Raw genomic sequence first — 22,537 nt, 5'->3', positions numbered from 1 at the left:
TTATTCTTCCTCCTTATTGGCTTTCTTTTTATTATGTTCCTTTATCTTTTGTCTACAATCTAATATATCGGCAGATATTTCTGATGGGACTGGGTGATCAATCAATCTATCCTCAAGATTTTTCCGTGCCTGTTTTTCAGTTTTCTTTCCTTTTTCTACTTTTTTCTCTTCCTTCTTATAAATATTACAAGCAACAGATACCTCATTTCGTGGATACCTTTCCAATAGTTGATCCCTTAGTTTATCCACTTTGTCACTCTTCTTTTTTGCTGATGCTACAGAAGCGGTAGCACCTAACAACGCTGACGAGCCAAGTAGATTCAGTACTTGGCGCCTTGTAGTTAGCTTCATGCTCCATGATCAGAAATACAGTCAAACAATGGTAATTTTACTATATCATTTCTATATTGGATGATAGAAATATGTTTTATAGTTGCTATTTCTATATAACTTTCCTAACCGCCGGACTAGTAACTGATCAGTATCTCGTTTCGTAGTCGTGAGAATGCTCGTTTCCAACGTCTCACGACCGCCAGTAGACCCGCGTCAGGAGGACGAACACGGGGAAAATCTCCAGGCGGCCGATCCACATCAGAAAGACCATCCATAGTTTCGATGTCCAGGGGAACGGCAGGTAGCTTTTCATCGGACCGACGATGCCAAAGCCTGGCCCGACGTTGCCGATCGTCGCCGCGACGGCGCTCAATCCGTCTAAGACTGCCAGTTCCATGCCGACCCGGCCCGCATCGAGCATGATCACCACGACTCCGAGGAAGAACAGCGCGAGATACAGCAGCGTGAAGGCGTGAATTCCGCGGACGGTCGACTCGTCTAGCGCTCGGCCGCCCAGTCAGACGGGACTGACCGCCTCGGGATGGACTGGCCGTGGAAAACGCTGTCTTCGTTTATTTCGATCTCCAACACTTCCGCGCGATCACTCTCGATGATCGCGACGTTCTCGGCGTGTTCCTCGCGCGTGACCCGAGTTATCTCCTCGGCGGCCACCTCACGGGGCTGGATGGCAATATCGATCCCAACGGTTTCGAACAGCTGAACGTAGCCGCCGTTTTCGACGACTGCGATAGCGCGGCCGGCACCGAGTCGCTTGGCGAACAGTCCCGCGAGCAAGTTGGCTTCGTCAGTTTCCAGCGTCGTGACGACGACATCGACCGCCTCGATGTTCTCGCTCTCGAGGAAGCCCCGGTCGGTGGCATCAGCTTGTAACACCGTCGTCTTTGGTAGCGACTCGGCGAGAAACTGCGCGCGTTCGGGGTCCCGCTCGATCAGCTTGGGTCGAATCCCGCGTTCCTCGAACAGTCTCGCAGTCTGGTAGCCGACCGAACTCCCGCCGACGAGCAAGACGTCGTGGTAGTCGTCATCCGGGGCCACAGCGTGGCTGAAAGCCGTCACCGCCTCGTCGGTCCCGATGACGATCACCTCGTCGCAGGCTTCCAGTACCGTGTCACCGCGCGGGATGACGATCTCTTCGCAGGCCCCATCCTCCCCGGAACACAGGATCGCAGCGAACGTGAGATCGTCGAACCGATCGGCTTTCGCGACGGTCTGTCCGGCGAGTGGACTCCCCGCGGCGAGTTCGAACTCGGCCATCTGGATCGTCCCGTCGGCGAAGCTGTCGACGTCCCCGGGCGGTCTTCCCCGAGGCCGTCGATCACACGGCCTCCCGAGACGTGGTGGAGTCCATCTCCATTGCCGTCGTCGATCCAGGGGATAGAATACGTGGTAGCCCCCGCCCCGACGGTTTGATATACACTGATCATCACGCCCGCCTGGCGGGTAAGAAATATCGACCTGCTTGTCCGTCGTTTCAATCTGGAAACGTTGGTGGCCCCATTCCGGTAGCCAGTCAGGTGTCGGCTTAGCCGAACATCTGGCGCATCATGGGATGCATCTCCATGAGTTGCTCCTCGGCGATTTCCTCGTAGAGCTTGTAGGTAATGCTCACGGTCAGCAGCAGTCCGGTTCCGGTGACGCCGCCGATCGTGCCGAGCATGTTCGCCAGGACGGCCAGCAGGCCAACGAGGGCGCCGCCGATGACCGTCACTTGCGGAATGTACCGTCCAAGCACCTTCTCGAGTACGCCGGGGCTCTGTCGGAAGCCGGGGATCTGCATGCCGGAATTCTGGATCTGCTGGGCCGTCGCCTCCGGACCCATGTCAGTCGTCTCGACCCAGAAGACGGCGAATATGGCGCCGCCGACGATCATGACGGTGAGATCGATACCGACACGCAGCAGGACCTTCCAGACCGGCTGGGAGACTCCACCGAGGAACCACGCCCACTGACTCGGCGACTGGACCGGTGCCAGGTAGTAGAACAGTCCGCCCGTTGGATTACCGTTCGATCCGTAGGTGCCCAGGATAGCGGGCATACTGCCCCCGAGTTGCTGGTTGAGTATCCGCCCGAGGAACTGGGCGTTCTGCTGCAACGCCCGGACGAGGATCATCGGCAGGACGCTCGCGTAGATGAGTTTCACGGGGAATCGTCCGCGGGCACCCTTCACGCGAGCGTGACTGAGCGGGATTTCCACCCGGACCGACTCCGCGTAGACGACGATCACGAAGATCGAGAGAGTCGTGAGCAGGGCGATGATCTGGCCTTGTCCAAAGAGGAAGTCCAGCAACCCTTCCGTGGTCAGCACCGAAGGGATGTCCCGGTAGCCAAGCCCCATCGCAATCCAGGAAGGAATGAGGCCCCAGTCGTTGGTCGGCGATAGCTGCGGGATCGCGATCAACCCGCCCACCAGACTCTGGCTGACGCCAGCGATGATGAACAGGCCGATCCCGCTCCCGACGCCCCACTTGCTGATCACCTCGTCCATGTAGAGGATGAGGACACCGCCGACGGCGATCTGGAGGAACATGAGCCACTTCGTTCCCGTTGTACCCAGTCCAAAGACCGGGTCTGCCGGCAGGAAGTTGGCGGCGAACACCATCGGGAGCCCGGTCAGGGCGATCATCACGAGTACCAGCACTTTCTGGAGGCCCTGATAGAGCACCTGATCGCGTGGATTGTTCTGGGTGTCAAGGCCCAGCAGATCCGCACCGCCCAGCAACTGCAGGACGATGCTTGCCGTAACGATTGGCCCGATGCCGAGTTGCAAAATCGTCCCCTGTCCACCGGCCAGGATCGACCGGAAGCGACCGAACGCGTCGCCGCCACCGGTCCCCAGTCCGAACAGGTAGACGTTGGTCAGGAAGAAATACAGCACTAGCACGCCGGCTGTCCAGCCCAGCTTGCGCTTGAACGGCACGTGGCCCTCCGGGCGGGCGACCGACGGCATCCGCGTCAGCAGTGGTTCAGCGGTGTCCTTCCAGCTCATCCTTACTCGCTGTCGGCGTCGGCGTGCTCTTTATCCTGTCGTTGTTCGCCGCGCTCGCTCAGCTCCGCACTCCCACCGGCGGCCTCGAGCTTCTCGCGGGCACCGGCCGAGAACGCGTCGGCGACGACGGTCAGTTCGTTGCGGACCTGCCCGCTACCGAGTACTTTTACGACGTCGGCCTCGTGACCGTCCTCGACGACTTCGCGGGCATCGATCCGGTAGCCGCCGTCGGTCTCCTCGGCGAGGCCCTCGGCGGCCAACAGGGCCGCGTCCTCGTCGAGTTTCCGGACGTCGATCTCGCGGACGTCCTCCTGGGTCTTCTCGGGGCGCGTGAACCCGCTCTTGCCGATCGGCGGGTAGTTGTGCATTTCGTGTTTGTCGCGGCCGGCGTCGCCGCGACCGCCGCGGTGACCGGCACCGCGACGGTTCTTGTGCGTGCCACCGCCGTGTGTGCGCGAACCGCGCTGGCGCTTTTTCTTACTAGTCATTATCGCATCGCCTCCAGCAGGTCGTCGATCGCCTCGGTCGAGTGATTACCGAGTTGTCCGCCCTCGGTGGTCGGATGCTTGATCCCGTCGTGGCCCTTCCGTGGTGGGTGCAGACGGAGTGTCGGCGACAGGCCGACTTCCTGCAGGGTTGTCTCCTCTTCGAGGAGGGCTTCGGCCAGACTTTCGAGGTCGTCGTAGTTTGTGTTCCAGCCGACCCACTCGTCGTCGATGTCTCCTTCGCCTTCGGCAGGCTCAGCCCGCTTTTCGAGGAGCAACTCGACTGTCTCGACAGAGGGTTCGCCGTGGGCGACCACGTCGTGAACCTTCGTGATCATGCCCCGGTAGGCCTCGGTCTCGGGGACGAACGTGGCGTGATTGACGCGGCCCAGGTTGAGCATCTCCAGGGTGTCGACGACGTCCTGACTGACGTCAACCTCGCCTCGCAACTGAACGAGTACTTCCATTACTCGATCACCTCGCGCTCCTCGAAGGCTCGCTCGGGGACCCGTGCTTCGGCCGTGTTCCGCAGGGCGTTGAACGTCGCCTTTGCGAAGTTGACCGTCGTGCGGGTGTTCCCCGACGAGCGCGTCCAGATGTCTTCGATGCCGGCGAGTTCGAGGACGTGCCGGACGGTTTCTCCGCCGGCCAGGCCCAGTCCGCGCGGGGCGGGCTGGAGTTCGACCTCGACGCTGCCGGCCTTGCCCGTGGTCCGCAGCGCGACCGTGTGCGCTCGGCCACAGCCACACTCCCAGGAGCCACAGCCACGCGAGACGTCGATCAGGTTCAGCTTGGCGACCTCGATTGCCTTCTGGATCGCGCCGCCGACCTGGTCGTCACGCCCCTCGGCGTAGCCGACCAGACCGTCGCGGTTGCCCACGACGACGACACACCGGAACTTCACCCGGCGGCCAGAGTCGGTCATCCGCTGGACCATGTTGATGTCCAGTACTTCGTCTTCCAGCCCGGGGACGAGCTGGTCGACGATCTCCGGTTCCTTCAGCGGCAGCCCGGCGTTCAGGGCGTCGCGCATCGAGTCGATCTCGCCGTCGGCGACCTGGCGGCCGAGCCGCGTTCGTGGTTCCCATCCGTCGCTCATAGTTCGATGTCACCTTCGAGTAACGTCTCCCGCAACTCCGCGAAGTGTGCGGGTAGCTCTGTCGCGTCGAAATCCCCGCTATACAGCGGTTCCTCACGCATCTCGGCGTACTCGGCGATGTGTTCACCGCTGGTCCGCTCCCAGTCGGCAAGCACGTCGTCGTTGTGGGGGATTTCCAGGCCGGCGTCGATCGCACCCTCCTGGATCGCGAATACTTTGCTCCCTGGCGTCGGCGTGTTGAGTCCGATGTCCAGCACGGCTTCCTCGTAGCCGGCGTCGATCGCTCGCAGCCCGGCGAGCAGGCCGGTGAGATACGCGGCGGGCAGGTTGCCCGTCGGTGCCTCCCAGCCGTACTCGGCGAGGTCGTTCGACTCGGCGGCTGCAACTGTCTCGTCTCCATCGGGCCCGGTAGTCACCAGCTGCGCCCTGGCCTGGCTGTTCGAGAGCCGCGCCACGAGGCGGGGCTTGCCGGATTTCAGCAGGCGCAACCGCTGATGGTAGTCCGTCCGGGATTCGCGGCGCCGACGCATCGGCACCTTGTATCGTGGTCCTGTCGCCATTCACTGATCACCGTATTGGTCGTCAATATATCGCGTCAGGTCACCGACGTCGTCGAATTCGCCGCCGCTGGCCTGATCGTACAGTTCGCGGTACTCCGTCGGCGACAGCTCGCCGTCGTCGCGGAGTTCGCGAAGGTGTTCCCGCTGGGCACGGATCCGCGAGACCCAGTCTTCTTTCTCGTTCTGTCGCGCTCCCGCAGACCCCTTCCGGGACCCGTGTCCCTTCTGGTGGCCGTACGCACGCTTCTGCTGGCGCTCTTTGGCCCGTCCGCGGGAGTTGCCGTCCGGTTCCTCGGCGCGGATGACGCCTCGATCGACGAGATCACGCAGATCCGCCCGCGTGATCGCCTCGGCGATCTCGTCTTGGGCCTCGGGATCGAACCAGACGCGGTTCTTCCCGACGTCCAGTACGTCGGCGGCCATCCGTTTCTGTGCACTCAGATCAGTCATCGTTCACCTCGACTTCGACGTAGGTGGGATTGAGGACGCGGATCCCTTCGTTTTCCGCGACCTCCTCGATGCGCTCGCGCTTGCGGCCACCGACTTTCGAGGCGATCCGCACTGCCTGGCTGTCACCGTCGACACCCTCGAGGTCCGCAACGTTGTGGACGCGGACTTCCTCGAAGCCAGAGGGGTGGAGTCCCCGAACCGCTTCGGGCGTCCGGAATCCGGCTTCGACAGTATCGCCCTTGCCCTTGACGCCGCGGCGCTGCTTCGAGAGGCCGCCCCGCGGGCGTCGCCAGGACGTCGGGACGCGCTTTTTCTTGTGGTAGTCCTGCCGGTTGAACTGCGGCTTGCCCTCGCGTCGTCGCTGGACGAGCAGACGTGCCTCCTCGTCGCTCAACTCGGGCGTCTTCTCTGCGTGGCCGCGCGCCTGCAGTTCCGTCTCGACATCTTCGGCCTCTTTGGCTTCCGCACCAGCCTCCTCGACCTCGGCGGTCTCGGCGGCCGAGACGTCGAGTTCGCCGATGTCGGCCTGGATTCGGGCGGCCAGGGCGTTGCCGATGCCCTCGACCGCGGTCAGGTCCGATTGCTCGGCGCGGGCGACGTCTTCGACCGTCTCGAAGCCCGCCTCCCGCAGCGTCTCGGCTTTGTCCTCGCTGACGCCGCTGATGTCTGTCAGTTCCTCGTAGGACTCGGCGCTCTCGGTCTCGGCGTCCGTTTCGGACTCCTCGTCGACATCGGCGTCAACGTCCTCGTCGGGTTCGACACTGCCGATGTCGGCCTTGATCCGGGCAGCCAGCGCGTTGCCGATGCCCGAGACTTCGATAAGTTCGTCTTCCGTCGCCTCGCGCAGATCGGAAATAGTCTCGAAGCCGGCCTCGCGAAGCGATTCGGCCGTTCCGTCGCCGATCCCGCTGACGTCCGTCAACTCCGTGAATTCCTCGTCTTCGGCCATCAGGCCTCACCTCGGTTCGGTTTCTGGGTGATGTAGACGCCGTCCTGGAAGACGCGGACATCCTTGTCCGTGACGCGGGTTAGCTGCTCGATGTCCGCGGCCGTCTGGCCGACATCCTCGATGCTGGGCCCGCGCAGCGTGATCTGCTCTTCGTCGATCTCGACCTCGGTGTCCCCGTGGATCGGGGTCGTCCGCGGCGCGCGCTCTCCGAGGAAATTCTCGATGACGATCTCGCTATCCTCGGCGCGCACCTGCATCGGGAAGTGAGAGTAGAAGACTTCCATCTCGTACTCCCAGCCCTCGGTGACGCCGTGGAACATGTTCTGCACGTGGCTCTCGAAGGTCCCGATCGTCGACATCGTCTTTGCGTCGTCTTCCGCAGACTCGATGACGACCGTCTCGTCGGCCACCTCGACCGACACGTCCGGATACCACAGCCGGCGCGTGACGCTGCCTTCGGGCCCTTCGACGGTGAGTTCAAGATGGTCCATCTCGGCACTCACGTCCTCCGGTAGCTGTAGTTCTGTGCGTGGCATTGTCAGTATACGTAGGCGATCACCTGGCCACCGACGCCCGCTTGCCGGGCCTCGTAGTGGCTCATGATCCCGTGGCTGGTGGTCACGACGAGCGTCCCGTAGTCCCGAGCAGGGAGGAATCGCTTCTCCCATTGCTCGAACTCGTCGGATCCCGCCGAATAGCGGGGTTTGACCGGGCCACATTCGTTGATCGCACCTTTCAATTCGACCTCGAATTTGCCGGCCTTGCCGTCTTCGATGTGTTCGAAACCGTCGATGTAGCCACGGTCGTAGAACACTTCGAGGACGTTGCCGATCTCGTTCGAGGCGGGCTCGACTATGTGTGACAGCTGGCCGACGCTCTCGGCGTTATCGATCTCCGCGAGCGCCGCGCTGAGTGGATCGTTTCCTGTCATCGTTAGCTGTACTTCTCGAATCCCATGTCGGGGGCGATCTCCCGGAAACACTGCCGGCACAGGAAGATGTCGTACTTGCCGACAAGGCCCTGTTCGCGCCCGCAGCGCTGGCAGGCCTCTAGCTGGCCGGTCCGCTTTGCGGCCTGCTCGCCGGTTGCTTCTGCGCCCGTGTCGCTGTCTGTCTCGCTCTCGCTCATTCGCTCACCTCCACGTCGAAGGTCGACTCGACGAACGCGATCGCGTCCTCCGGATCGAGCCGATGGTTCGCGGGGATCGCCCGGGACGCCTTATCGCGCTTGGTGACGCGATAGCCCGGCCGCGTCAGGTTCACCGTCACGTCCAGCCCGTAGATCCCGATGGTCGGGTCGTACTCCTGGCTGGGGAAGTCAGTATGTTCCTCGACACCGAAGCTGAAGTTGCCGGTCTCGTCGAACTGCGACGCTTCGATGTCGACCAGTTCCAGTGCCGTCTCGAGGAACTCCTCGGCGTCCTCATCCCGCAGCGTGACCTTTGTCCCGACGGGGTCACCCTGCCGGATTTCGAACTCGCCGACGGTCGCCTTGGCGTTGGTCCGGACGGGCTGCTGGCCGGCGATCTCTGCCAAGATCTCCTCTGCGTCAGCCAGCTGCTGACCGCCCTGACCGATGCCCATGTGGACGACGACCTTCTCGACGGACGGCTCGCGCATCGGGTGGAACCCGGCCTCGGTCTCGGAGCTCATTCCTCAGCACCTCCGTCTTCGGACGCGTCCTCGGCGTCGGCCTCGTCGGCTTCTGCGTCGGATTCGTCCTCCTTGACGTCCTCGTCGGCGTCGTCGCTAGTAAAGTTCTCGTCGATGACGACGACGTACTCCTCGACGGTCTCGACTGTCGAGCCGTCCTCGCGTTCGACGATGACGTTGTTGTCGGCACTGCCGGGCGTGACCTGGATCTCTTCGATCGTCCCGATCTCGCCGGCGTGCTGGCCATCGACGGCCGTAACGAGAGCGCCCTCCTCGTACTCGAAGTGGGCAACGATCTCCTCGCTGTCGTTGGCAACGACGATCGAGTCGTTGCCCTCGTAGGGGGCGTCCTCGCCGACCAGCAGCGTCTCGCCGTCGTGCAGCGTCAGCTGGAGGTCGCCGCCGGGGACGTTACCCTTCTCGACGATCTTGCCGAGCTTTGACTGGGCTGCGTCCTCGTCGATGGGCGTCAGCGCGAGCCGACCGCCCTCGCCGGGGAACACGCGGTAGAACTCCTCGCGCTCCATGAACGCAAGGATGTCGAACATCCCCACGGGACGGGTTTCGTCGCTTTCGGGGTCGCCGTTGATCAGCACCTGGTCCTGATCGAGCGCGAAGCGAGCCTCCTTGCGGCTGTCGACGTACCCCAGGACGTCCCGGAGGACGATCAGCAGGGGCACGCCGGCCTCGCCGTGTGGGCCGGCGTCGGCCTTGACGGTGAAGGTCTCGGTCTTGCGCTCGACCGGCCAGCGTTCCGGTACCGAGAGTCGTTTCTGGTGGTTGCTCATTGTTCGTCCTCCTCGAGTCGCTGCCGTCGCACGTCGTCAGCGAGGTCCAGATCAGTCACGCGGACGTTACTGGCCTCTAGACGGCGGGGAGTTTCCTCGCCATCGGCGGTCTCGACGGTGACGTCCTCGACGCTGATCGTCGCGTCCCGGAGGTCGACGTCGAGCACTTCGCCCTCTTCGCCGGCGAAGTCGCCGCGCATGACCTCGACCGTGTCGCCCGCGTTGACGCGGACGCGTCGGGTGTCGTACTCCTCGCGGAGGTCGTCGGTCAGCGTCGCGTGGACCTGCTTGTGTCGCTCGTGCAACGGCGCGCGCTCGGTCTCGTTGCGCTGTTTGGTTGGTTGTTCACTCATAGCTATACGATCATCGTGGCTGCCGAGGCGATGGAGCCAAAGCGTTCGGCCACCTCGCGGGCGATCGGCCCGCGAAGTTCGGTCCCTCGGGGATCCTCGTTCTCGTCGACGATGACGGCCGCGTTATCCTCGAACTTCACGCGCTGGCCGTCGGGTCGCCGGATCGGCTTGCGCTGGCGGACGACGACTGCCTCCAGCACCTGCCGTCGCATCTCTGGGGTACCCTTGGTCACCGAGACGGTAATCTTGTCGCCCAGGCCCGCCTTCGGGTGGCGGTTCTTCGTCCCGGAGTAGCCCGCGACGCTAATGACCTTGAGTTCGCGTGCGCCCGTGTTGTCCGCACACGTGACGAGCGAACCCTTCTCTAGGCCCTGGGTGACGTCGGCGTTGAGGGCCTCCATCAGGCCTCACCTCCGTGTTTCTCGACCACTACGTGTGATTTCGTCTTCGAGAGTGGTCGGGTCTCTGCGATCGTGACCGTGTCGCCCTCATCCAGGTCCACGCACGGGGGTGCGTGAGCCGGGATGCGACTCCGCCGTTTCATCAGGCGGTCGTATTTCGGCACCGGGACGTCGTACTCGCGCTCGACGACGACGGTCTTCTCCATGTCTGTGGACGCGACCGTGCCTTCGACCGTCTGCCCGCGCACCGAGAGGGTGCCGTGGAACGGGCAGTTGGGGTCGTCACAGGTCTCGTCCGGCTGTCGTACGTTCAATCCTAACGCCATGTGGAATCACCTCTCCGCTCGGTCCGTCTGGCTGGCCGTGCAACGAGCCGCACTCCCTCGACGGTGACGACGGTGGACGCACCCGAATCGGGATCGTCCCCCGCACCGTCGGGCAGTTCGAACTCGAAGGTCACGGCGGCCTTCGGGACCTGCCACGTCCGCCCGCCAGCCCCGATCACGAGGGTGTTGGTCGTCTCGTTGACGACCGTTCCCTCGATGCCCACGAGACCGGGATCGGTCGCGTCGCTGACGCGAACGGCGAGCCCGATCAGTTCGTGGCGTGGCAGGGTGACGGCGGTACGTGACATTACGCTGTCTCCTCTGTTTCTTCAGCTTCGATCGTCTTGATCCGCGCGATCGCCTTGCGGATCTCCTTGATGCGCCCGGGGTTCTCCGGAGCGCCACCCGTCGCCTGGACGGCGCGGGCGTTCAGCAGTTCCGTCTGGAGGTCCTCGAGTTCGGCCTCGCGCTCGGCGGGCGTCATGTCGCGGATCTCCGTGGGATGGAGGATCGTCATTCCTCGTCACCCTCCTCGTCAGCTTCGTCGTCGGCAGCGTCTGCATCCGCGTCGTCTCGCGGCTCGTCGCCGCTCGAAGTGTCCGCGGAGTCCTGCTCTGCGCTGTCCATCTCTTCGAGGAGTTCCTCGGCCTCTTCTTCTGTCTCCTCGTCGAGTTCCTCGTCGACGGCCGACTCGAGTTCGTCGAGGTCTTCCTCGACACCCGAATCGTCCGGGACATCGACGTCGTCGAACTCTTCGGCCTCGGCAGCCTCCTCGACGACTTCCTCCTCGGGGGCGTCCTCGTCGGCCGCCTCCTCGGATTCCTCGGGCGGCGCGCCCGTCGCGGCTTCCGCGTCATCCTCGCCCTCTTCGGGCTCGCCGGTGAGTAGCTCCTCGACCGAGTCGCCTTCGACTTCTTCGACGTACTCCGAGACGTCGACGTCCTCGTAGATCTCGAAGTCGTCGGGCAGCTCGGCCTCCGGCGGGATGATCTTGACGTCCACGCCGATCGTGCCGAGCTTCATGACGGCGACGCCCTGACCGTGGTCGACGATGTCCTCGGCGGGTTCGCCGTTGTGCTTGATGTAGCCGCGGTTGAACTTCTCGACGCGGGAGCGGGCGCCTGTGACCTTCCCCGAGAGGACGATCTCGGCACCCTTCGCGCCGGCTTCCATGATCCGGTCGATCGTCGTGTGACCGGCCTTCCGGAAGTACCAGCCGCGCTCTAAGGCGTTGGCCAGGCGATCGGCGACGATCCGGGCGTTCAGATCCGGCTCCTCGACCTCCTGGACGTCGACCTGGGGGTCCTCGAGGTCGAACTCCTCTTCGAGGGTGGTGGTGATCTTGCGGATGTTCTTCCCACCCTTCCCGATCACCATGCCGGGCTTTTCGGCCTTGAGGACGATCTGGGTCCCCATCGGCGTCTTAGCGACTTCCATGCCGCCGTAGCCCGCCCGACCGAGTTCGTCCTCGAAGAACTCGTCGATCTGGGTGCGCTGGAGGCCGTCCTCGATGAACTGCAGTTCGTCGGCCATCAGGCATCACCCTCCTCGGCGTCGGGTTCTACCAGGATGAGTTCGACGTCGACCTCCGGCGTGTTCCACTCGTTGGCTCGACCCATTGCACGGGGCTGGCGACCACGCTGCTCGCCGACCTTGTGAGCGGCGACGTGCATGATCTCCATGGACTCGCCGTCTTGGCCCGCGTACTCGGCGTTGCCGATGGCGTTCTCGAGCAGGTCGAGGAAGGCCTCGCTGGCCTTCTCGGGGTATCGGCCGGCGTCCCAGCCCTCGACGTCTGATCGGTGGCCGACGCCCGAATTGTGGGACTTGAAGGGCACCGACTGGGCGCCCTCGATGACGTCCTCGAGATAGGCGACCGCCGCCTCGGCGGTCATGCCCTTGATCTCCCGGGCGATGGCCTTGCTGTGCTTGTGGCTCATCTGACGCTCCCGGAGCATCGCTTTCGCCGTCGTCTCCGGATCTGCGTCGACTGAGTAGCTGATTCCCATGGATTACTTGAGGGGCACGAACTTCGAGGAGCGGGTCGCCCCGATCCCGGCCTGTCCGTGCTCGACGCTCGTGCGCGTGAGCTGGAACTCGCCCAGGTAATGGCCGATCATCTCCGGTTCGACCTTCACGCGCTCGAAGCTCTGGCCGTTGTGGACCGCAAAGGTGATCCCGACGAACTCGGGGAGGATCGGCATGTCCCGCAGGTGGGTCCTGATCGGGTCGTTCGCCGTCTCCTCCTCGCCGGCCTCGCGGGCCTTCTCGAGCAGTTGTTCCTTTTCGTAGGACAGGCCGCGTTTGATGCTTCGCCGCTTGCGTGCGGGTAACAGTTCCGCGACTTCCTCGATCGACATCTCCTGCAACTCCTCTAGCGTGTGACCACGGTAGGTGAACTCACCCTCGTGGCCGATCTGATAGTCACTCGAACTCATTGGTCCTCACCTCGGCCGGTGCGTCGCGAGGAGATGTCGCCCACTTTCCGGCCCGGCGGGGCGTTGCGTGAGATGGACTTGGGCTTGCCGGGATGCTGGCGGCCGCCACCACCGAAGGGGTGATCGACGGCGTTCATCGCGACACCGCGGACCCGCGGCCACTTCGTCCCGCGGGAGGCCATCTTGTGGTACTTGTTGCCTGCCTTCACGAAGGGCTTCTCCGTCCGGCCGCCGCCCGCGACGACGCCGATCGTCGCCCGGCAGTCCGGATCCAGTCGCTTGACCTCGTCGCTGGGCAACTGAACGACCGTTACGTTGCGGTCGTGGGCCATCAACTGGGCCGAGACGCCCGACGCGCGGGCGAACTGCCCACCGTCGCCGGGATTAGCCTCGACGTTACAGATCTGGACGCCCTCGGGGATCTCCGCCAGTGGCAACGTGTTGCCCGGCTTGATATCCGCGCTGACCCCGACCTGGATCTCGTCGCCGACGCCGACGCCTTCCGGCGCCAGTACCAGTCGTTGGTCACCATCTTCGAACTCGACGGCGGCGACGGGCGCGCTCCGGGCCGGATCGTGTTCGATATCCACGACCGTACCCGCAATGAGATCGCCGTCACGCGCTTCGGTGCTCCGGTGTGAGAGATCGGACTTGTAGCGATGGGAGGGCGCCCGGAACGTGGGCGTCCCGCGACCGCGTCGTTGTCCCTGAATACGTCGTCCCATGTTCAGAACACCCCGATTCGGGAGGCGATCTCCTCGGCGTCGTCGTCAGCCGAGAGGGTAACCTCCGCCTTTTTGTTGCCATTCATCGTGACCTGCGTGTTCACGTTCTCGACCGTCACGTCGAACTGCTGCTCGACGGCCTCGCGTACGTCGGCCTTGGCCGCGTCCGTCTTGACGATGAACTGCAGCTTGTTCTGGAAGTCCATCTTGTCCATGGCCTTTTCGGTGACGTGAGGGTGCTCGATGACGTCGATCGGATCGGTCATCGGTCGGCCACCTCCGCGAGTGCGCTTTCCGTCCAGACGGTGAGTCGCCCGCCCGTCGCGCCCGGCGCGAGGTCTTCCGTGTTGACTTCGCGTGCGGTCGTGACGTCCGCGCCCGCGAGGTTGCGGGCCGCTTTCGAGGGCTCCTCGCTCGTGACGAACAGGATCGACGTCGGCGTGCGGTACTTCCGGCCGCGGGTCGTCCCCTGGCCGGCTCGCACGGTCCGGTCGTCGGCCCGCTCGATGTCCGCGTGGACGCCGAGGCTCTCGAGCACGTCGACGACTGCCTGGGTCTTCTGGAGATCCTCGAAGGAATCAGAGACGACCAGCGGCAGGTCGACACCTTCGTCGAACTCGTGACCGCGCTCTGCGACCAGATCCGCGTCGGCGGTCGCCGCGATCGCCGATCGGGTCGCAAGTTTGCGTTCCTTGTCGTTGAGGTCGGGCGCAGGGTCTTTCTCGGCCTTCGGCGGGTGGGCCGGCCGGCCCCCCACCGTCTGGGGGACGCGTCGTGCCTGGCCGTCCTGCTGGGGGACGTGGGCCTGACCGCGGCCACTCCCCATCGACTCGGCGGGCGTCCGCAGGCCCGCGTACTCGTCGGCTCCGTACTTCTGCTTGCGGTTGGCCTGGGCGGCGAGCACTGCCGACTTGATGAGGTCGGGCCGGTAGGGCGTCTCGAAGACGTCCGGCAGCTCGACCTCGCCGTCGGCGCTGCCGTCCAGGTCGTGTAGTGTTGCCTGCATTCATCTCACCCCTGGTTTGACTCCGTAGAGACGTACCGCACCTCGGGGTCGAGACGCGGCTGGTCGGTCGGCCGGACGGCCGGGCGCAGGCGAACCAGGCGCTCCTCGGGCCCGGGAACCGAGCCCTTGACGAGCGCGTACTCCCCGTCGACCTCGCCGTAGTTGACGAAGCCACCGTCGGGGGTGACGTCGTCGTCGCCGAGGTCGATGAGGCGCTTGTTGAGTTCGGTGCGCTGGTGGTAGCCGGTCTGGCCCTGCTGGGGCACCGTCGAGCGAACCCGCGAGGGGTTCCACGGACCCAGGTTGCCGATCCGGCGGCGCCAGCCCTGGCGGGCGTGTTTGCCCTTCCGTTTCTGGACGCCCCAGCGCTTGACGGGGCCCTGGGTGCCCTTGCCCTTGGTGACGCCCGCCACGTCGGCGTACTCGCCGGCGCGGAAGACGTCGGTCATGGCGTACTCGCCGTCGTTGAGCAGTTCGAGGCCGTGCTCGAGGCGATCGGTCAGCGAACCGCCGCCGACGCGGGTCTCCATGACGTCCGGTTCGTTCTTGGGAACGCCTGCGAGCTCGCCCGGGACCGTGTGCGTGATGAGACGCACGTCCCCGAGACGACCGTCGTCCAAGGCGCTCCTGATCTGTTCCTCTGTGGCGTCGCGGTCCTGGCCCTCCGGGAGGTCGATGGCCCGATCGAGATCCGGATGGAACTCGTCGGTCCAGACCTCCGTGAGGGGGCGCAGGCCGTACGGCGTGTCTTCGTAGGCTCGCAGAGCCACCGCCCGCATCGGCGGCGTCTCGACGACAGTGACGGGCACGGTCTCCTCCATGCCCTCTCGCGGCGAGTCGGGCTCGTCGTTGATGACAACGACGTGGCTCATGCCGGCCTTGTAGCCGGCAAAGCCCTGTACGCCCGGCTGGCCCGCGTCATCGGGCCAGGTGTTGAACCGCGGCGTCTCACTGGTCGCGCGCTTGCGCGGACTGTAGGCCAGCGAGCCTTTGCGTGGTCTGCTTGGTTGTGGCATCGGATTCTCACTCCGTGAGTGTCAGGGGCGCGAGGGTGGCGAACATCGCTTCTTCGGTTCGCACGACCTCGCTTCCCTGGTTGGGAACCGTGTTCAGCCAGAGGTCGAACCGGGTTCCGTCCGGTCGCCTTCCGGTGACCGCGTCTTCTGCGTCGACGGTGTCGACGCCGTCCTCCGTGTCGTCGGCAGCCGAAAGCTCCGCCACGGTGGCCGAGCCGACGGCATCCGTATCGACGCCGAGGATAGCCGGCAAACCGCGCTCGGGTGCCCCGAAGACGACTGTCATGTCGCCGCCGGCGCCATCGATCGTCCCGATCAACTGCCCCAGTCGCCCGGATGTGAGCGACTGGCCGTGACGGGACGCGGCGATGGTAACGCCGGCATTGGAGCGTTCGAGCGCCGTATCGAGGTCCGTGCGATCGACTCCGAATCCCGGTGGGGACTCGTCGGTGAGTTTCGCGCGGACCGGTCGTCTCGAAGAGACCCTGACGGTGACACGCTCCCCCTCAGCCACGTTCCGGTCGTCCGGAACGGGGAGAGAGATCGGGTGTTGCAGGCCGCAATTGACCCGGACGCGCCCATCAGGTCCGACCTCGGTCACGATTCCCTGTCTCAACGACCCCGAATCGTCCGATCCGGAGCCGGTCCGTGTCGCAACGCGGAGCGGCGGCAGGACGCCGACACACTCCAGTTCGTCCCGCCTGTCCCATACCGCCTTTCGGAGGTAGGGGGGTGTGGCGGCGTACCGCAGCACGGTTTCGACGAACCCGTCGCCCCATCTCCCCGCCCCGTCAGGGTCGGGGAAGACGGTCAAACGGTCGACCCCGAAGACGGTGGCCGCACGGGCCACGTAGCCAATCTTCCGGGTCGCTTCGCGTTTGTCCTCCGCCTCGCGGCAGAGCGACGACGGCACGAGTGCGCATAGCGTCATGCCGTGACGCTTCCAGGTCACGCCACTAGACTGTGCCGATTACTCCCGGCCCAAGTCCTAAAAGGATGCCGCTTTGACCCGGTCGTGAGACGCTCTCTCAGGGGATTGCGGTGCATGCGTGTGGCTGTCGTGGACCACCCGCTTTCGGGCACTCGATTCGGAAGCCTTATGTTTCTCTCACGCCCGACTTTGGAATGCACCGTGCGACGGTGGTGTAGTGGTATCACAGGACCCTGCCACGGTCCTAACCCGAGTTCAAATCTCGGCCGTCGCACTTCTCCAAACTCCAACTGCGCGGAGTTTCATCTCCGCGCTATCACGGAGTTTGTTGTGTGCGCAACCGAGATTTGAGCACGCCAGTCGCAGCGGCCGAACGGAGTGAGGCCGACCGTCTGGCACCTGTTCAAATCTCGGCCGTCGCACTTCTACCGAGCGCAAAACCAGCGAGCGACCGCTCTGCGTGTCGCTCGCTTCAGCGCGAGGATGAATGCGTCAATAGAGATTTGAACACGCCAGTTGCAGCCCGCGCAGCGACCAGCGGGAGCGAGCAGGATCGTCTCGCCATCGAGTTCAAATTCCGATCGACGCCGTCGATCGGCGTTCACCTCGCTTCGCTTGGTGAACTCTCGGCCGTCGCATCTTCTCCAAATCCATACGGTGCGGAGTTTCGTCTCCGCGCAATCACCGCGGCAGCTGTTCGAATCCGAGCGTCCGGAAGTCACCGTCGTAGGCGAAGACGTGTCCAACGTCGCGCTCTCGCATCTGGACGCCGCTGAGTTGGTCGGTGAACGAGATCTCGTGGTCGTCGTACCGTTCGAACGCCTGCCGGGCAGCGGCGAACTCGTCCTCGTCTTCGGCGATCACGGAGACGTGTTCGGAATCAAGCGTCCGATCGAGTGCCACCGTCGCGAGTTCGTGTGTCCCTTTCGAGAGCAGCAACGTGGCCAGTTCGTCGACGACGTACGTACTGGTGTACAACGGTCGATAGGGAACCTCGTTCGATCCGACTGCCTGGAGAAACGCAGTCGCTTCTTCGTGTTCGGCAGCCTGCGGGTGAAAGTAGGCAAACAACCCACTCGTATCGAGAAACAGCGCGGTCGGACCACCCGACGACGGTCGAAAGCGCTCCAGATCGGTCATTCGTAGAGATACTCGTCGGTTTTCGTTGCGGTGAGCGACGACTCCTCGTCGGCCACCTCCGGCACTTGCTCGGCAAAGAACGGATCTTCAGGGTCGTGTTTCTCCTGTCGCTTCGAGAACTCGATCGCCGCTCGCCGGAGTACCTCTTTCAGCGGGAGCCCCTCCTGGTCGGCCACCCGGCGAAGCTGTTCGTACTCTTGTTCCGTGAGTCGCGTCTGGACGACTTTCGCATCGGCATCCGTAGACATGAATATTTTCATGAGTATGTACATGCGGAATGCATTTAATCCCCTCGGCCACGGCTGGGCCAGACGAACGGGCGCTGTGAGATTCCGAATAGTGGGGGGCGGACTTCGATACTCGATCGATACTGTCGATTGGGACACCCACAAGCGAGGAAATCGCGAACAGACGCACACTCACTCCCCGTACATCTCACGCAAGTCCCATTCCTCGCACATGAGTTCGCGCACGCCGTGCGTGAGGACCCCCTCGCCGAGAGAGGTCGCCCGGTAGTACGAGTACAGGCCATCGGATCGGAACCGAGCTCGGCCGGACTGTCTCAGTGAGCCCCGCCCGAGACGAGTTACCGCTCGAAAGCCTGGTAGTAGAGCACGGCCAGTGCACTCCGGCCGTCGCGGAGGTCGTCTTCACGGACTGCTTCCAGCAGGTCGTCCATCGTCGTCGTTTCGACGCGGATCGACTCGTTGTCGTCGAGATCTTGCCCAGCGGTCGGTTCGCAGTCCTCGGCGACGAAGTAGTGAAAGACAGAGTCCGAGTAGCCGTTGGCCGGTTCGACCGTCGTGAGGTGTTCGACGCTGCCAGCCTCGTAGCCGGTCTCCTCGGCGAGTTCGCGTCGAGCAGCGGTCTCGCGATCCGCGTCAGCGTCTTCGATCGACCCGGCGGGAAGACTACGGTTGACGCGCTTGACGGCCTGTCGCCATTCGTCGATGACGACCACCTTACCGTTCGGGGTGAACGGGAGCACGACGACTGCCTCGTTCTCCGAGAGGTAATCGAACTCCCCTACGTCACCGTTCGGGAAGCGTACGTCCTCGTTGTAGATGTCGAAGCCTGCACAACTGTAGACGACGCGATCGTCCAGTGTCTCCCACGCGAGGTCGTCCTCGACCATGCACCACCGTCACACGAGCAGTACCAAAACAGGTCCGGTACTGATCTGATCGCCGGCGAGTCGCGGCCGTCCCCCTGTTCGATATCTCCCTGATCACGCACCACTGTCAGTAATCGGGATCGTTATGTCACTGCGCTGAGCGCTACCGGATACCATGGGTCTTCGCGAGGATATCGGGCCGTCGCTGCGTGCGATCCGTCCCGCACTGGTCGTCGTTACCGCTGCAGTCGTACTGGTCGCCACTGCCGTGACAAGTGCCGTGGGGCTCGGTCTGGTGGCGATCACGGACAACGTCACCGTAGCGGAGATCGTTGGGGTCCCGTTGATGCTGGTCGTGACGCTGCCGTTGCTGGTCGCGTTGTATGCGCCGCTGGCCGGCGATCGGACGGGATTGACAGCGACGCTTCGACAATCCTGGAACGCCGTCCGGACGCAGTACCGCTCGCTGCTCGTCGCTAATTCAGTCGCCCTGGGGGTCGCGGTCGTCGCCGGGATCGCCGCGGTTCTCTCTTGGTACGTCCTCGCGACCGGACTCCGGCTGGGAATGTACGTCCTCGTCGGCTCGCGGTTCTCCTCGTCGTTACAGATCCTTTCCGAACTGGCGCTTGCCTTCTGGATGGGGTTCGGCGTCGGACTGCTCGTGACCCGCTTCACCGATCTCTTCGTCGTTTTCGAGGACGCCAACCCGTGGATGGCCTGGCGTTCGAGTGCCGGGTTCGCTCGCCGTCACCCGAGCACGTTTTTCGGCTACGCGCTCGCTACGATCGTCCTGTTCAGAACCGCGACCATACTACTGGAATACGTGACCGAATTATGGCCGGATTCGGAGCTGGTCGCCGTGACGACGATCACCGTGATCGGCGGCGCCAGCACGTTGCTGTGGGTGGCGGTTCACGTCGGATATGTCCGGGGCACGGTATCGGCGAGTGTCCCCGATCGGGGTTCGGTCACCCCGCTGCCCTGGAAGCGAGTCGCCATCGGTATCGCGGTCCTGTCGGTCGCGGTGGCGGGTGCGGGTGTTGTCCGGGTTGCGGACGTTGGGGCTGGACAGGCTCCGATCGAACCACTCTCAAATGATCCCGAAGCGGCCTACAGTACCGCGATAGAGAACACGGCCGAAGCAAATCACCGCGTCGTCATGACCTCGCGAAACCGGAGCGCGAACGAGTCCTTCACGCTCTCGCTCCGGACAGGGGTCGACGCCGATGATCGACGGATGTACCTCTACATGTACGACGAGAACGGGACCAGCACCGTTGGTGGGTTCATGGGTGAGGGGACCTACGCAACACGGTTCAGGGGCGACGCGGCGACGGACGGATCCCTCGAAGCCACGATTGCCACCGGGAACTGGCAGGTCAGACAGCTCCCCGCGTACGTCCCCGCCAGCGAGATCCCGGAGATTGCTCTTCTGGCACCTGATGCCGATCCACAGGTGAGTTCCAGCACCGACTCGACGCTCGTCTATCGGTTCAATCACCCCGAGGCCATCGGCGACGCATTCCAAGGAGACACCACCTATCAGGGCTCAAGCGGAGGGTTCGACGATGAGAGCACGGTCAAGGTCGTCGTCGACCGGGAGCGCGGAACCGTCGGGGTGGTTGAGGCGACGTTCCGCTCCCGGGAAACTGGCCACGCGTTCGACTATCGGTGGCAGTTCCAGGAGGTCGGCACTGCTGACATCCGACGCCCGGAGCCGGTCGGCTCACGGAAGCCGATGGCATGGGTCTGGGAAGCCATCTTGTACTGACCGGGTCCGTTACTCGCCCGCAAAACGAGGCAACCCGAACGACAAAGCGGCTGGCAGCCGTAGGAAACGTATGCCCTCGAGCGGGACCCAGCGCGACGTGCTCACGATGGCGTGGCGAGACGTGTTCTTCGCCCACTGGCCCGTCGACCCAACAGTCCTCGAAGCGACGCTTCCCGACGGCCTGACGGTCGACACGTTCGACGGCCAGGCGTGGCTGGGGATCGTCGGCTTCCGGATGGACGACATTCGGCCGCGGTTCGTCCCGATCGGTCGCTCGTTTCAGGAACTCAACCTCCGGACGTACGTCCGCCACGACGACGTGCCGGGCGTGTACTTCTACAATCTCGACGCCGACGACCGCCTGGGCGTCGCAATCGCGCGTCGTCTGTTCGGCCTGCCGTACTACCGCGCCGAGATGACTGTCAGTGAACGTGACGGGGAGACTCGGTTCCGCAGCCAACGCCACCACTCGGGAGCGCCGGACGCTGCGTTCGATGCCACGATCCGCCCGCGGGGCGAGCCCGAATCAGTCGAATCTGGGACGCTCGAGGCGTTCCTGGTCGAGCGCTACCGGTTTTTCACCGAGCGGCGAGGCTCGATCGCCGTCGGCGAGATCGAGCACGAGCCCTGGCCCCTGCAGGACGTCGACGTGACGATCGAACACAACACGCTGTTCGAAGCGTCGGGCTTTGATTCCCCAGACGGGGACCCGCATCTGCTGTACAGCCCCGGGATCGACGTGACGGCGGGGTGGGTCCGAAACGCCTGAGCGGCGATGTCGGTAGGTTCGGAAACCCCACATTCAAGGCCGAACGTGTCCGAACTACGGTACAATATGCAACGGGATCCGTTCCGGCAGATCGTCGACCACCTGACGGAGGTGATCTGGATGCTCGACGCCGATCTAGAGGGTATCGTCTACGTCAATCCAGCCTACGAGTCGGTGGTTGGCGTCTCGCCGGACTGTGATCCCGCGGCCGTCATTCATCCCGAGAACACGACGGCGGCACGGGAGTGGCTGACGGCGATCAGGAACGATGTCGCCGCGGGTGACCCCGACCGGGAGTACGTCCTCGAGGTAACTGTCGGCGAGGGCGACGACGAGCGCCACCTGGAGACGGTCGGCGTCCCGGTGTTCGACGACGGGGGCGTCGTTGGACTGGCAGGGATCTCCTCGGACGTGACCGAGTTCGTCGAGCGCGAACGTCAGCTCGAGGAGCAAGTCGAGCGACTCGACCAGTTCGCCAGCATGGTCTCTCATGACCTCCGGAACCCGCTTTCGGTGGCGCTGAGTCACCTGGAACTGATGCGGGCCGGCAACGAGTCGGCGTCCGTTGAGACAGCCATCGACGCTCTCGAACGCATCGAGACGATCACCGACGAGTTGCTCGACCTCGCACAGGGCAACGGCGAGACCGGCGAGAGCGAACGCGTCTCGCTGGCCGAGGCGAGCCGCCACGTCTGGGAGAACGTCGACACCCGCTCGGCGACGCTGGATGTCGACCCCGCAGCCACCGTCGACGCCGACCCGGCCAAACTCCGGACCCTCTTCGAGAACCTCTTCCGCAACGCCGTGGGACACGGCGGCGACCATGTGACGGTCACGGTCGGCCCCCTCGCGGAAGGTGGATTCTTCGTGGCCGACGACGGCCCCGGCATCGACCCTGACGACCACGAGCGAGTCTTCGAACACGGATTTTCGACCGGCTACAGCGGTACCGGGGTCGGCCTCACGATCGTCGACCGGATCGCAACTGCCCACGGGTGGGACGTCTCGGTGACCGAAAGCGATGGGGGCGGGGCACGCTTCGAATTCCACGACAGAGACCTGTCGGCCGATCGAGCCGATCCCTGAGCGGGGCCATTTCACTCCTCGGTCAGACGCTGGTTGTGACCATACGACGACGGCGACGCTCAGCTGTCGAGTATGGATCAGGTCGCCAGCGAGAGGACAGAACCGCTGGACATTTACTGGCTGGCCCCAAAGCGTGAC

Annotated in this window: 32 protein-coding genes, 1 tRNA gene and 2 pseudogenes; 4 read left to right on the top strand and 31 right to left on the bottom strand. The window is 64.0% G+C overall.

Annotated elements, in window-relative coordinates:
* The 28 genes and pseudogenes from BN2694_RS08850 to BN2694_RS08715 form a co-directional block, all read right to left on the bottom strand.
* Nucleotides 1-351, bottom strand: coding sequence for a hypothetical protein (locus BN2694_RS08850; protein ID WP_135664126.1), 351 nt, complete (start codon nt 349-351; stop codon nt 1-3).
* A gap of 172 nt (nt 352-523) precedes the next feature.
* Nucleotides 524-880 (bottom strand): annotated as a pseudogene (locus tag BN2694_RS08845) (potassium transporter TrkG); the annotation flags it as partial.
* A gap of 50 nt (nt 881-930) precedes the next feature.
* Nucleotides 931-1,608: pseudogene (locus BN2694_RS08840) on the bottom strand (NAD-binding protein); the annotation flags it as partial.
* Nucleotides 1,609-1,876: 268 nt separating this feature from the next.
* Entirely contained in the window at nt 1,877-3,340 is a 1,464-nt protein-coding gene (secY, locus tag BN2694_RS08835) for a preprotein translocase subunit SecY (protein ID WP_135664122.1), read from the bottom strand.
* A gap of 2 nt (nt 3,341-3,342) precedes the next feature.
* Entirely contained in the window at nt 3,343-3,828 is a 486-nt protein-coding gene (locus BN2694_RS08830) for an uL15m family ribosomal protein (RefSeq protein ID WP_135664120.1), read from the bottom strand.
* Complete coding sequence (locus tag BN2694_RS08825; protein ID WP_135664118.1) at nt 3,828-4,292, bottom strand: 50S ribosomal protein L30; 465 nt, start codon at nt 4,290-4,292, stop codon at nt 3,828-3,830. The genes BN2694_RS08830 and BN2694_RS08825 overlap by 1 nt, the downstream gene beginning before the upstream one ends.
* Nucleotides 4,292-4,924 carry a 30S ribosomal protein S5 gene (locus BN2694_RS08820; RefSeq protein WP_135664116.1) on the bottom strand — a complete coding sequence of 211 codons (633 nt, stop codon included), beginning with the start codon at nt 4,922-4,924 and terminating at the stop codon, nt 4,292-4,294. Before BN2694_RS08820 ends, BN2694_RS08825 begins: the two co-directional genes overlap by 1 nt.
* Entirely contained in the window at nt 4,921-5,484 is a 564-nt protein-coding gene (locus tag BN2694_RS08815; RefSeq protein WP_135664114.1) for a 50S ribosomal protein L18, read from the bottom strand. Before BN2694_RS08815 ends, BN2694_RS08820 begins: the two co-directional genes overlap by 4 nt.
* Nucleotides 5,485-5,934, bottom strand: coding sequence for a 50S ribosomal protein L19e (locus BN2694_RS08810; protein WP_135664112.1), 450 nt, complete (start codon nt 5,932-5,934; stop codon nt 5,485-5,487).
* Nucleotides 5,927-6,883, bottom strand: a complete 957-nt coding sequence (locus BN2694_RS08805) for a 50S ribosomal protein L32e (protein ID WP_135664110.1) — start codon at nt 6,881-6,883, stop codon at nt 5,927-5,929. The genes BN2694_RS08810 and BN2694_RS08805 overlap by 8 nt, the downstream gene beginning before the upstream one ends.
* The gene (locus BN2694_RS08800) at nt 6,883-7,419 is read right to left on the bottom strand and encodes a 50S ribosomal protein L6 (protein ID WP_135664109.1); all 537 of its coding nucleotides are present in this window, start codon (nt 7,417-7,419) and stop codon (nt 6,883-6,885) included. The genes BN2694_RS08805 and BN2694_RS08800 overlap by 1 nt, the downstream gene beginning before the upstream one ends.
* 2 nt (nt 7,420-7,421) lie before the next feature.
* Nucleotides 7,422-7,814 carry a 30S ribosomal protein S8 gene (locus tag BN2694_RS08795; protein ID WP_135664107.1) on the bottom strand — a complete coding sequence of 131 codons (393 nt, stop codon included), beginning with the start codon at nt 7,812-7,814 and terminating at the stop codon, nt 7,422-7,424.
* 2 nt (nt 7,815-7,816) lie between these two features.
* Nucleotides 7,817-8,011 (bottom strand): 30S ribosomal protein S14, encoded by a 195-nt coding sequence (locus BN2694_RS08790; protein ID WP_135664105.1) that lies wholly within the window; start codon nt 8,009-8,011, stop codon nt 7,817-7,819.
* Nucleotides 8,008-8,535, bottom strand: coding sequence for a 50S ribosomal protein L5 (locus BN2694_RS08785; RefSeq protein WP_135664104.1), 528 nt, complete (start codon nt 8,533-8,535; stop codon nt 8,008-8,010). Before BN2694_RS08785 ends, BN2694_RS08790 begins: the two co-directional genes overlap by 4 nt.
* The gene (locus tag BN2694_RS08780) at nt 8,532-9,323 is read right to left on the bottom strand and encodes a 30S ribosomal protein S4e (protein ID WP_135664103.1); all 792 of its coding nucleotides are present in this window, start codon (nt 9,321-9,323) and stop codon (nt 8,532-8,534) included. Before BN2694_RS08780 ends, BN2694_RS08785 begins: the two co-directional genes overlap by 4 nt.
* A complete protein-coding gene (rplX, locus tag BN2694_RS08775; RefSeq protein ID WP_135664102.1) occupies nt 9,320-9,676 on the bottom strand; it encodes a 50S ribosomal protein L24 in 357 nt (118 codons plus the stop codon). The genes BN2694_RS08780 and rplX overlap by 4 nt, the downstream gene beginning before the upstream one ends.
* Nucleotides 9,677-9,678: 2 nt before the next feature.
* Nucleotides 9,679-10,077, bottom strand: a complete 399-nt coding sequence (locus BN2694_RS08770; RefSeq protein ID WP_135664101.1) for a 50S ribosomal protein L14 — start codon at nt 10,075-10,077, stop codon at nt 9,679-9,681.
* On the bottom strand, nt 10,077-10,403 hold the full coding sequence (locus BN2694_RS08765; protein WP_135664100.1) for a 30S ribosomal protein S17: 327 nt from the start codon (nt 10,401-10,403) through the stop codon (nt 10,077-10,079). Before BN2694_RS08765 ends, BN2694_RS08770 begins: the two co-directional genes overlap by 1 nt.
* Nucleotides 10,394-10,711, bottom strand: a complete 318-nt coding sequence (locus BN2694_RS08760; protein WP_135664099.1) for a ribonuclease P protein component 1 — start codon at nt 10,709-10,711, stop codon at nt 10,394-10,396. The genes BN2694_RS08765 and BN2694_RS08760 overlap by 10 nt, the downstream gene beginning before the upstream one ends.
* Entirely contained in the window at nt 10,711-10,920 is a 210-nt protein-coding gene (rpmC, locus tag BN2694_RS08755; RefSeq protein ID WP_135664098.1) for a 50S ribosomal protein L29, read from the bottom strand. Before rpmC ends, BN2694_RS08760 begins: the two co-directional genes overlap by 1 nt.
* Nucleotides 10,917-11,936: a 30S ribosomal protein S3 gene (locus BN2694_RS08750; protein WP_135664096.1), complete on the bottom strand. Its 1,020-nt coding sequence runs from the start codon at nt 11,934-11,936 to the stop codon at nt 10,917-10,919. Before BN2694_RS08750 ends, rpmC begins: the two co-directional genes overlap by 4 nt.
* The gene (locus tag BN2694_RS08745) at nt 11,936-12,412 is read right to left on the bottom strand and encodes a 50S ribosomal protein L22 (protein WP_135664083.1); all 477 of its coding nucleotides are present in this window, start codon (nt 12,410-12,412) and stop codon (nt 11,936-11,938) included. Before BN2694_RS08745 ends, BN2694_RS08750 begins: the two co-directional genes overlap by 1 nt.
* A 3-nt stretch (nt 12,413-12,415) precedes the next feature.
* Entirely contained in the window at nt 12,416-12,841 is a 426-nt protein-coding gene (locus BN2694_RS08740; protein ID WP_135664081.1) for a 30S ribosomal protein S19, read from the bottom strand.
* On the bottom strand, nt 12,838-13,566 hold the full coding sequence (locus BN2694_RS08735) for a 50S ribosomal protein L2 (RefSeq protein ID WP_135664079.1): 729 nt from the start codon (nt 13,564-13,566) through the stop codon (nt 12,838-12,840). The genes BN2694_RS08740 and BN2694_RS08735 overlap by 4 nt, the downstream gene beginning before the upstream one ends.
* A 2-nt stretch (nt 13,567-13,568) precedes the next feature.
* Nucleotides 13,569-13,832, bottom strand: a complete 264-nt coding sequence (locus BN2694_RS08730; RefSeq protein ID WP_135664077.1) for a 50S ribosomal protein L23 — start codon at nt 13,830-13,832, stop codon at nt 13,569-13,571.
* Nucleotides 13,829-14,572: a 50S ribosomal protein L4 gene (rpl4p, locus tag BN2694_RS08725; protein ID WP_135664075.1), complete on the bottom strand. Its 744-nt coding sequence runs from the start codon at nt 14,570-14,572 to the stop codon at nt 13,829-13,831. Before rpl4p ends, BN2694_RS08730 begins: the two co-directional genes overlap by 4 nt.
* 5 nt (nt 14,573-14,577) lie before the next feature.
* A complete protein-coding gene (locus BN2694_RS08720) occupies nt 14,578-15,588 on the bottom strand; it encodes a 50S ribosomal protein L3 (protein WP_135664073.1) in 1,011 nt (336 codons plus the stop codon).
* A 7-nt stretch (nt 15,589-15,595) separates the two neighbouring features.
* Nucleotides 15,596-16,519, bottom strand: a complete 924-nt coding sequence (locus BN2694_RS08715) for a putative RNA uridine N3 methyltransferase (protein WP_135664071.1) — start codon at nt 16,517-16,519, stop codon at nt 15,596-15,598.
* A 203-nt stretch (nt 16,520-16,722) separates the two neighbouring features.
* Between BN2694_RS08715 and BN2694_RS08710 the strand changes: the two genes are divergently transcribed.
* A tRNA-Gly gene (locus BN2694_RS08710) sits at nt 16,723-16,793 on the top strand.
* 407 nt (nt 16,794-17,200) lie between these two features.
* On the opposite strand, the gene BN2694_RS08705 is transcribed toward BN2694_RS08710, so the two are convergent.
* From BN2694_RS08705 to BN2694_RS08690, 3 genes are all read right to left on the bottom strand, one after another.
* Complete coding sequence (locus BN2694_RS08705) at nt 17,201-17,659, bottom strand: type II toxin-antitoxin system VapC family toxin (RefSeq protein ID WP_135664069.1); 459 nt, start codon at nt 17,657-17,659, stop codon at nt 17,201-17,203.
* Complete coding sequence (locus BN2694_RS08700) at nt 17,656-17,907, bottom strand: hypothetical protein (protein WP_135664067.1); 252 nt, start codon at nt 17,905-17,907, stop codon at nt 17,656-17,658. The genes BN2694_RS08705 and BN2694_RS08700 overlap by 4 nt, the downstream gene beginning before the upstream one ends.
* A gap of 338 nt (nt 17,908-18,245) precedes the next feature.
* Nucleotides 18,246-18,794, bottom strand: a complete 549-nt coding sequence (locus BN2694_RS08690) for an NUDIX hydrolase (RefSeq protein ID WP_135664065.1) — start codon at nt 18,792-18,794, stop codon at nt 18,246-18,248.
* Nucleotides 18,795-18,948: 154 nt separating this feature from the next.
* Here BN2694_RS08690 and BN2694_RS08685 point away from each other — a divergent pair, with 154 nt between their 5' ends.
* The 3 genes from BN2694_RS08685 to BN2694_RS08675 all read left to right on the top strand — a co-directional run bounded on the left by BN2694_RS08685 (nt 18,949) and on the right by BN2694_RS08675 (nt 22,399).
* Nucleotides 18,949-20,544 (top strand): hypothetical protein, encoded by a 1,596-nt coding sequence (locus BN2694_RS08685; protein WP_135664063.1) that lies wholly within the window; start codon nt 18,949-18,951, stop codon nt 20,542-20,544.
* Between the two features lie 70 nt (nt 20,545-20,614).
* Nucleotides 20,615-21,313: a YqjF family protein gene (locus BN2694_RS08680; protein ID WP_135664061.1), complete on the top strand. Its 699-nt coding sequence runs from the start codon at nt 20,615-20,617 to the stop codon at nt 21,311-21,313.
* 66 nt (nt 21,314-21,379) lie between these two features.
* Nucleotides 21,380-22,399: a PAS domain-containing sensor histidine kinase gene (locus tag BN2694_RS08675; protein WP_167879993.1), complete on the top strand. Its 1,020-nt coding sequence runs from the start codon at nt 21,380-21,382 to the stop codon at nt 22,397-22,399.
* The last annotated feature ends 138 nt before the right edge of the window (nt 22,400-22,537 follow it).

The sequence above is a fragment of the Halorhabdus rudnickae genome (assembly GCF_900880625.1).
In the GTDB taxonomy this organism is placed as follows: Archaea; Halobacteriota; Halobacteria; order Halobacteriales; family Haloarculaceae; genus Halorhabdus; species Halorhabdus rudnickae.
The sequence above is the reverse complement of the archived record's forward strand: the minus strand, read 5'-3'. Positions and strand labels throughout refer to the sequence as shown.

Bases quoted from the DNA above. Each gene is read 5' to 3' on its own strand.
- BN2694_RS08850 (WP_135664126.1), bottom strand. From the start codon at position 351: ATGAAGCTAACTACAAGGCGCCAAGTACTGAATCTACTTGGCTCGTCA.
- secY (WP_135664122.1), bottom strand. From the start codon at position 3,340: ATGAGCTGGAAGGACACCGCTGAACCACTGCTGACGCGGATGCCGTCG.
- BN2694_RS08830 (WP_135664120.1), bottom strand. From the start codon at position 3,828: ATGACTAGTAAGAAAAAGCGCCAGCGCGGTTCGCGCACACACGGCGGT.
- BN2694_RS08825 (WP_135664118.1), bottom strand. From the start codon at position 4,292: ATGGAAGTACTCGTTCAGTTGCGAGGCGAGGTTGACGTCAGTCAGGAC.
- BN2694_RS08820 (WP_135664116.1), bottom strand. From the start codon at position 4,924: ATGAGCGACGGATGGGAACCACGAACGCGGCTCGGCCGCCAGGTCGCC.
- BN2694_RS08815 (WP_135664114.1), bottom strand. From the start codon at position 5,484: ATGGCGACAGGACCACGATACAAGGTGCCGATGCGTCGGCGCCGCGAA.
- BN2694_RS08810 (WP_135664112.1), bottom strand. From the start codon at position 5,934: ATGACTGATCTGAGTGCACAGAAACGGATGGCCGCCGACGTACTGGAC.
- BN2694_RS08805 (WP_135664110.1), bottom strand. From the start codon at position 6,883: ATGGCCGAAGACGAGGAATTCACGGAGTTGACGGACGTCAGCGGGATC.
- BN2694_RS08800 (WP_135664109.1), bottom strand. From the start codon at position 7,419: ATGCCACGCACAGAACTACAGCTACCGGAGGACGTGAGTGCCGAGATG.
- BN2694_RS08795 (WP_135664107.1), bottom strand. From the start codon at position 7,814: ATGACAGGAAACGATCCACTCAGCGCGGCGCTCGCGGAGATCGATAAC.
- BN2694_RS08790 (WP_135664105.1), bottom strand. From the start codon at position 8,011: ATGAGCGAGAGCGAGACAGACAGCGACACGGGCGCAGAAGCAACCGGC.
- BN2694_RS08785 (WP_135664104.1), bottom strand. From the start codon at position 8,535: ATGAGCTCCGAGACCGAGGCCGGGTTCCACCCGATGCGCGAGCCGTCC.
- BN2694_RS08780 (WP_135664103.1), bottom strand. From the start codon at position 9,323: ATGAGCAACCACCAGAAACGACTCTCGGTACCGGAACGCTGGCCGGTC.
- rplX (WP_135664102.1), bottom strand. From the start codon at position 9,676: ATGAGTGAACAACCAACCAAACAGCGCAACGAGACCGAGCGCGCGCCG.
- BN2694_RS08770 (WP_135664101.1), bottom strand. From the start codon at position 10,077: ATGGAGGCCCTCAACGCCGACGTCACCCAGGGCCTAGAGAAGGGTTCG.
- BN2694_RS08765 (WP_135664100.1), bottom strand. From the start codon at position 10,403: ATGGCGTTAGGATTGAACGTACGACAGCCGGACGAGACCTGTGACGAC.
- BN2694_RS08760 (WP_135664099.1), bottom strand. From the start codon at position 10,711: ATGTCACGTACCGCCGTCACCCTGCCACGCCACGAACTGATCGGGCTC.
- rpmC (WP_135664098.1), bottom strand. From the start codon at position 10,920: ATGACGATCCTCCATCCCACGGAGATCCGCGACATGACGCCCGCCGAG.
- BN2694_RS08750 (WP_135664096.1), bottom strand. From the start codon at position 11,936: ATGGCCGACGAACTGCAGTTCATCGAGGACGGCCTCCAGCGCACCCAG.
- BN2694_RS08745 (WP_135664083.1), bottom strand. From the start codon at position 12,412: ATGGGAATCAGCTACTCAGTCGACGCAGATCCGGAGACGACGGCGAAA.
- BN2694_RS08740 (WP_135664081.1), bottom strand. From the start codon at position 12,841: ATGAGTTCGAGTGACTATCAGATCGGCCACGAGGGTGAGTTCACCTAC.
- BN2694_RS08735 (WP_135664079.1), bottom strand. From the start codon at position 13,566: ATGGGACGACGTATTCAGGGACAACGACGCGGTCGCGGGACGCCCACG.
- BN2694_RS08730 (WP_135664077.1), bottom strand. From the start codon at position 13,832: ATGACCGATCCGATCGACGTCATCGAGCACCCTCACGTCACCGAAAAG.
- rpl4p (WP_135664075.1), bottom strand. From the start codon at position 14,572: ATGCAGGCAACACTACACGACCTGGACGGCAGCGCCGACGGCGAGGTC.
- BN2694_RS08720 (WP_135664073.1), bottom strand. From the start codon at position 15,588: ATGCCACAACCAAGCAGACCACGCAAAGGCTCGCTGGCCTACAGTCCG.
- BN2694_RS08715 (WP_135664071.1), bottom strand. From the start codon at position 16,519: ATGACGCTATGCGCACTCGTGCCGTCGTCGCTCTGCCGCGAGGCGGAG.
- BN2694_RS08705 (WP_135664069.1), bottom strand. From the start codon at position 17,659: ATGACCGATCTGGAGCGCTTTCGACCGTCGTCGGGTGGTCCGACCGCG.
- BN2694_RS08700 (WP_135664067.1), bottom strand. From the start codon at position 17,907: ATGTCTACGGATGCCGATGCGAAAGTCGTCCAGACGCGACTCACGGAA.
- BN2694_RS08690 (WP_135664065.1), bottom strand. From the start codon at position 18,794: ATGGTCGAGGACGACCTCGCGTGGGAGACACTGGACGATCGCGTCGTC.
- BN2694_RS08685 (WP_135664063.1), top strand. From the start codon at position 18,949: ATGGGTCTTCGCGAGGATATCGGGCCGTCGCTGCGTGCGATCCGTCCC.
- BN2694_RS08680 (WP_135664061.1), top strand. From the start codon at position 20,615: ATGCCCTCGAGCGGGACCCAGCGCGACGTGCTCACGATGGCGTGGCGA.
- BN2694_RS08675 (WP_167879993.1), top strand. From the start codon at position 21,380: ATGCAACGGGATCCGTTCCGGCAGATCGTCGACCACCTGACGGAGGTG.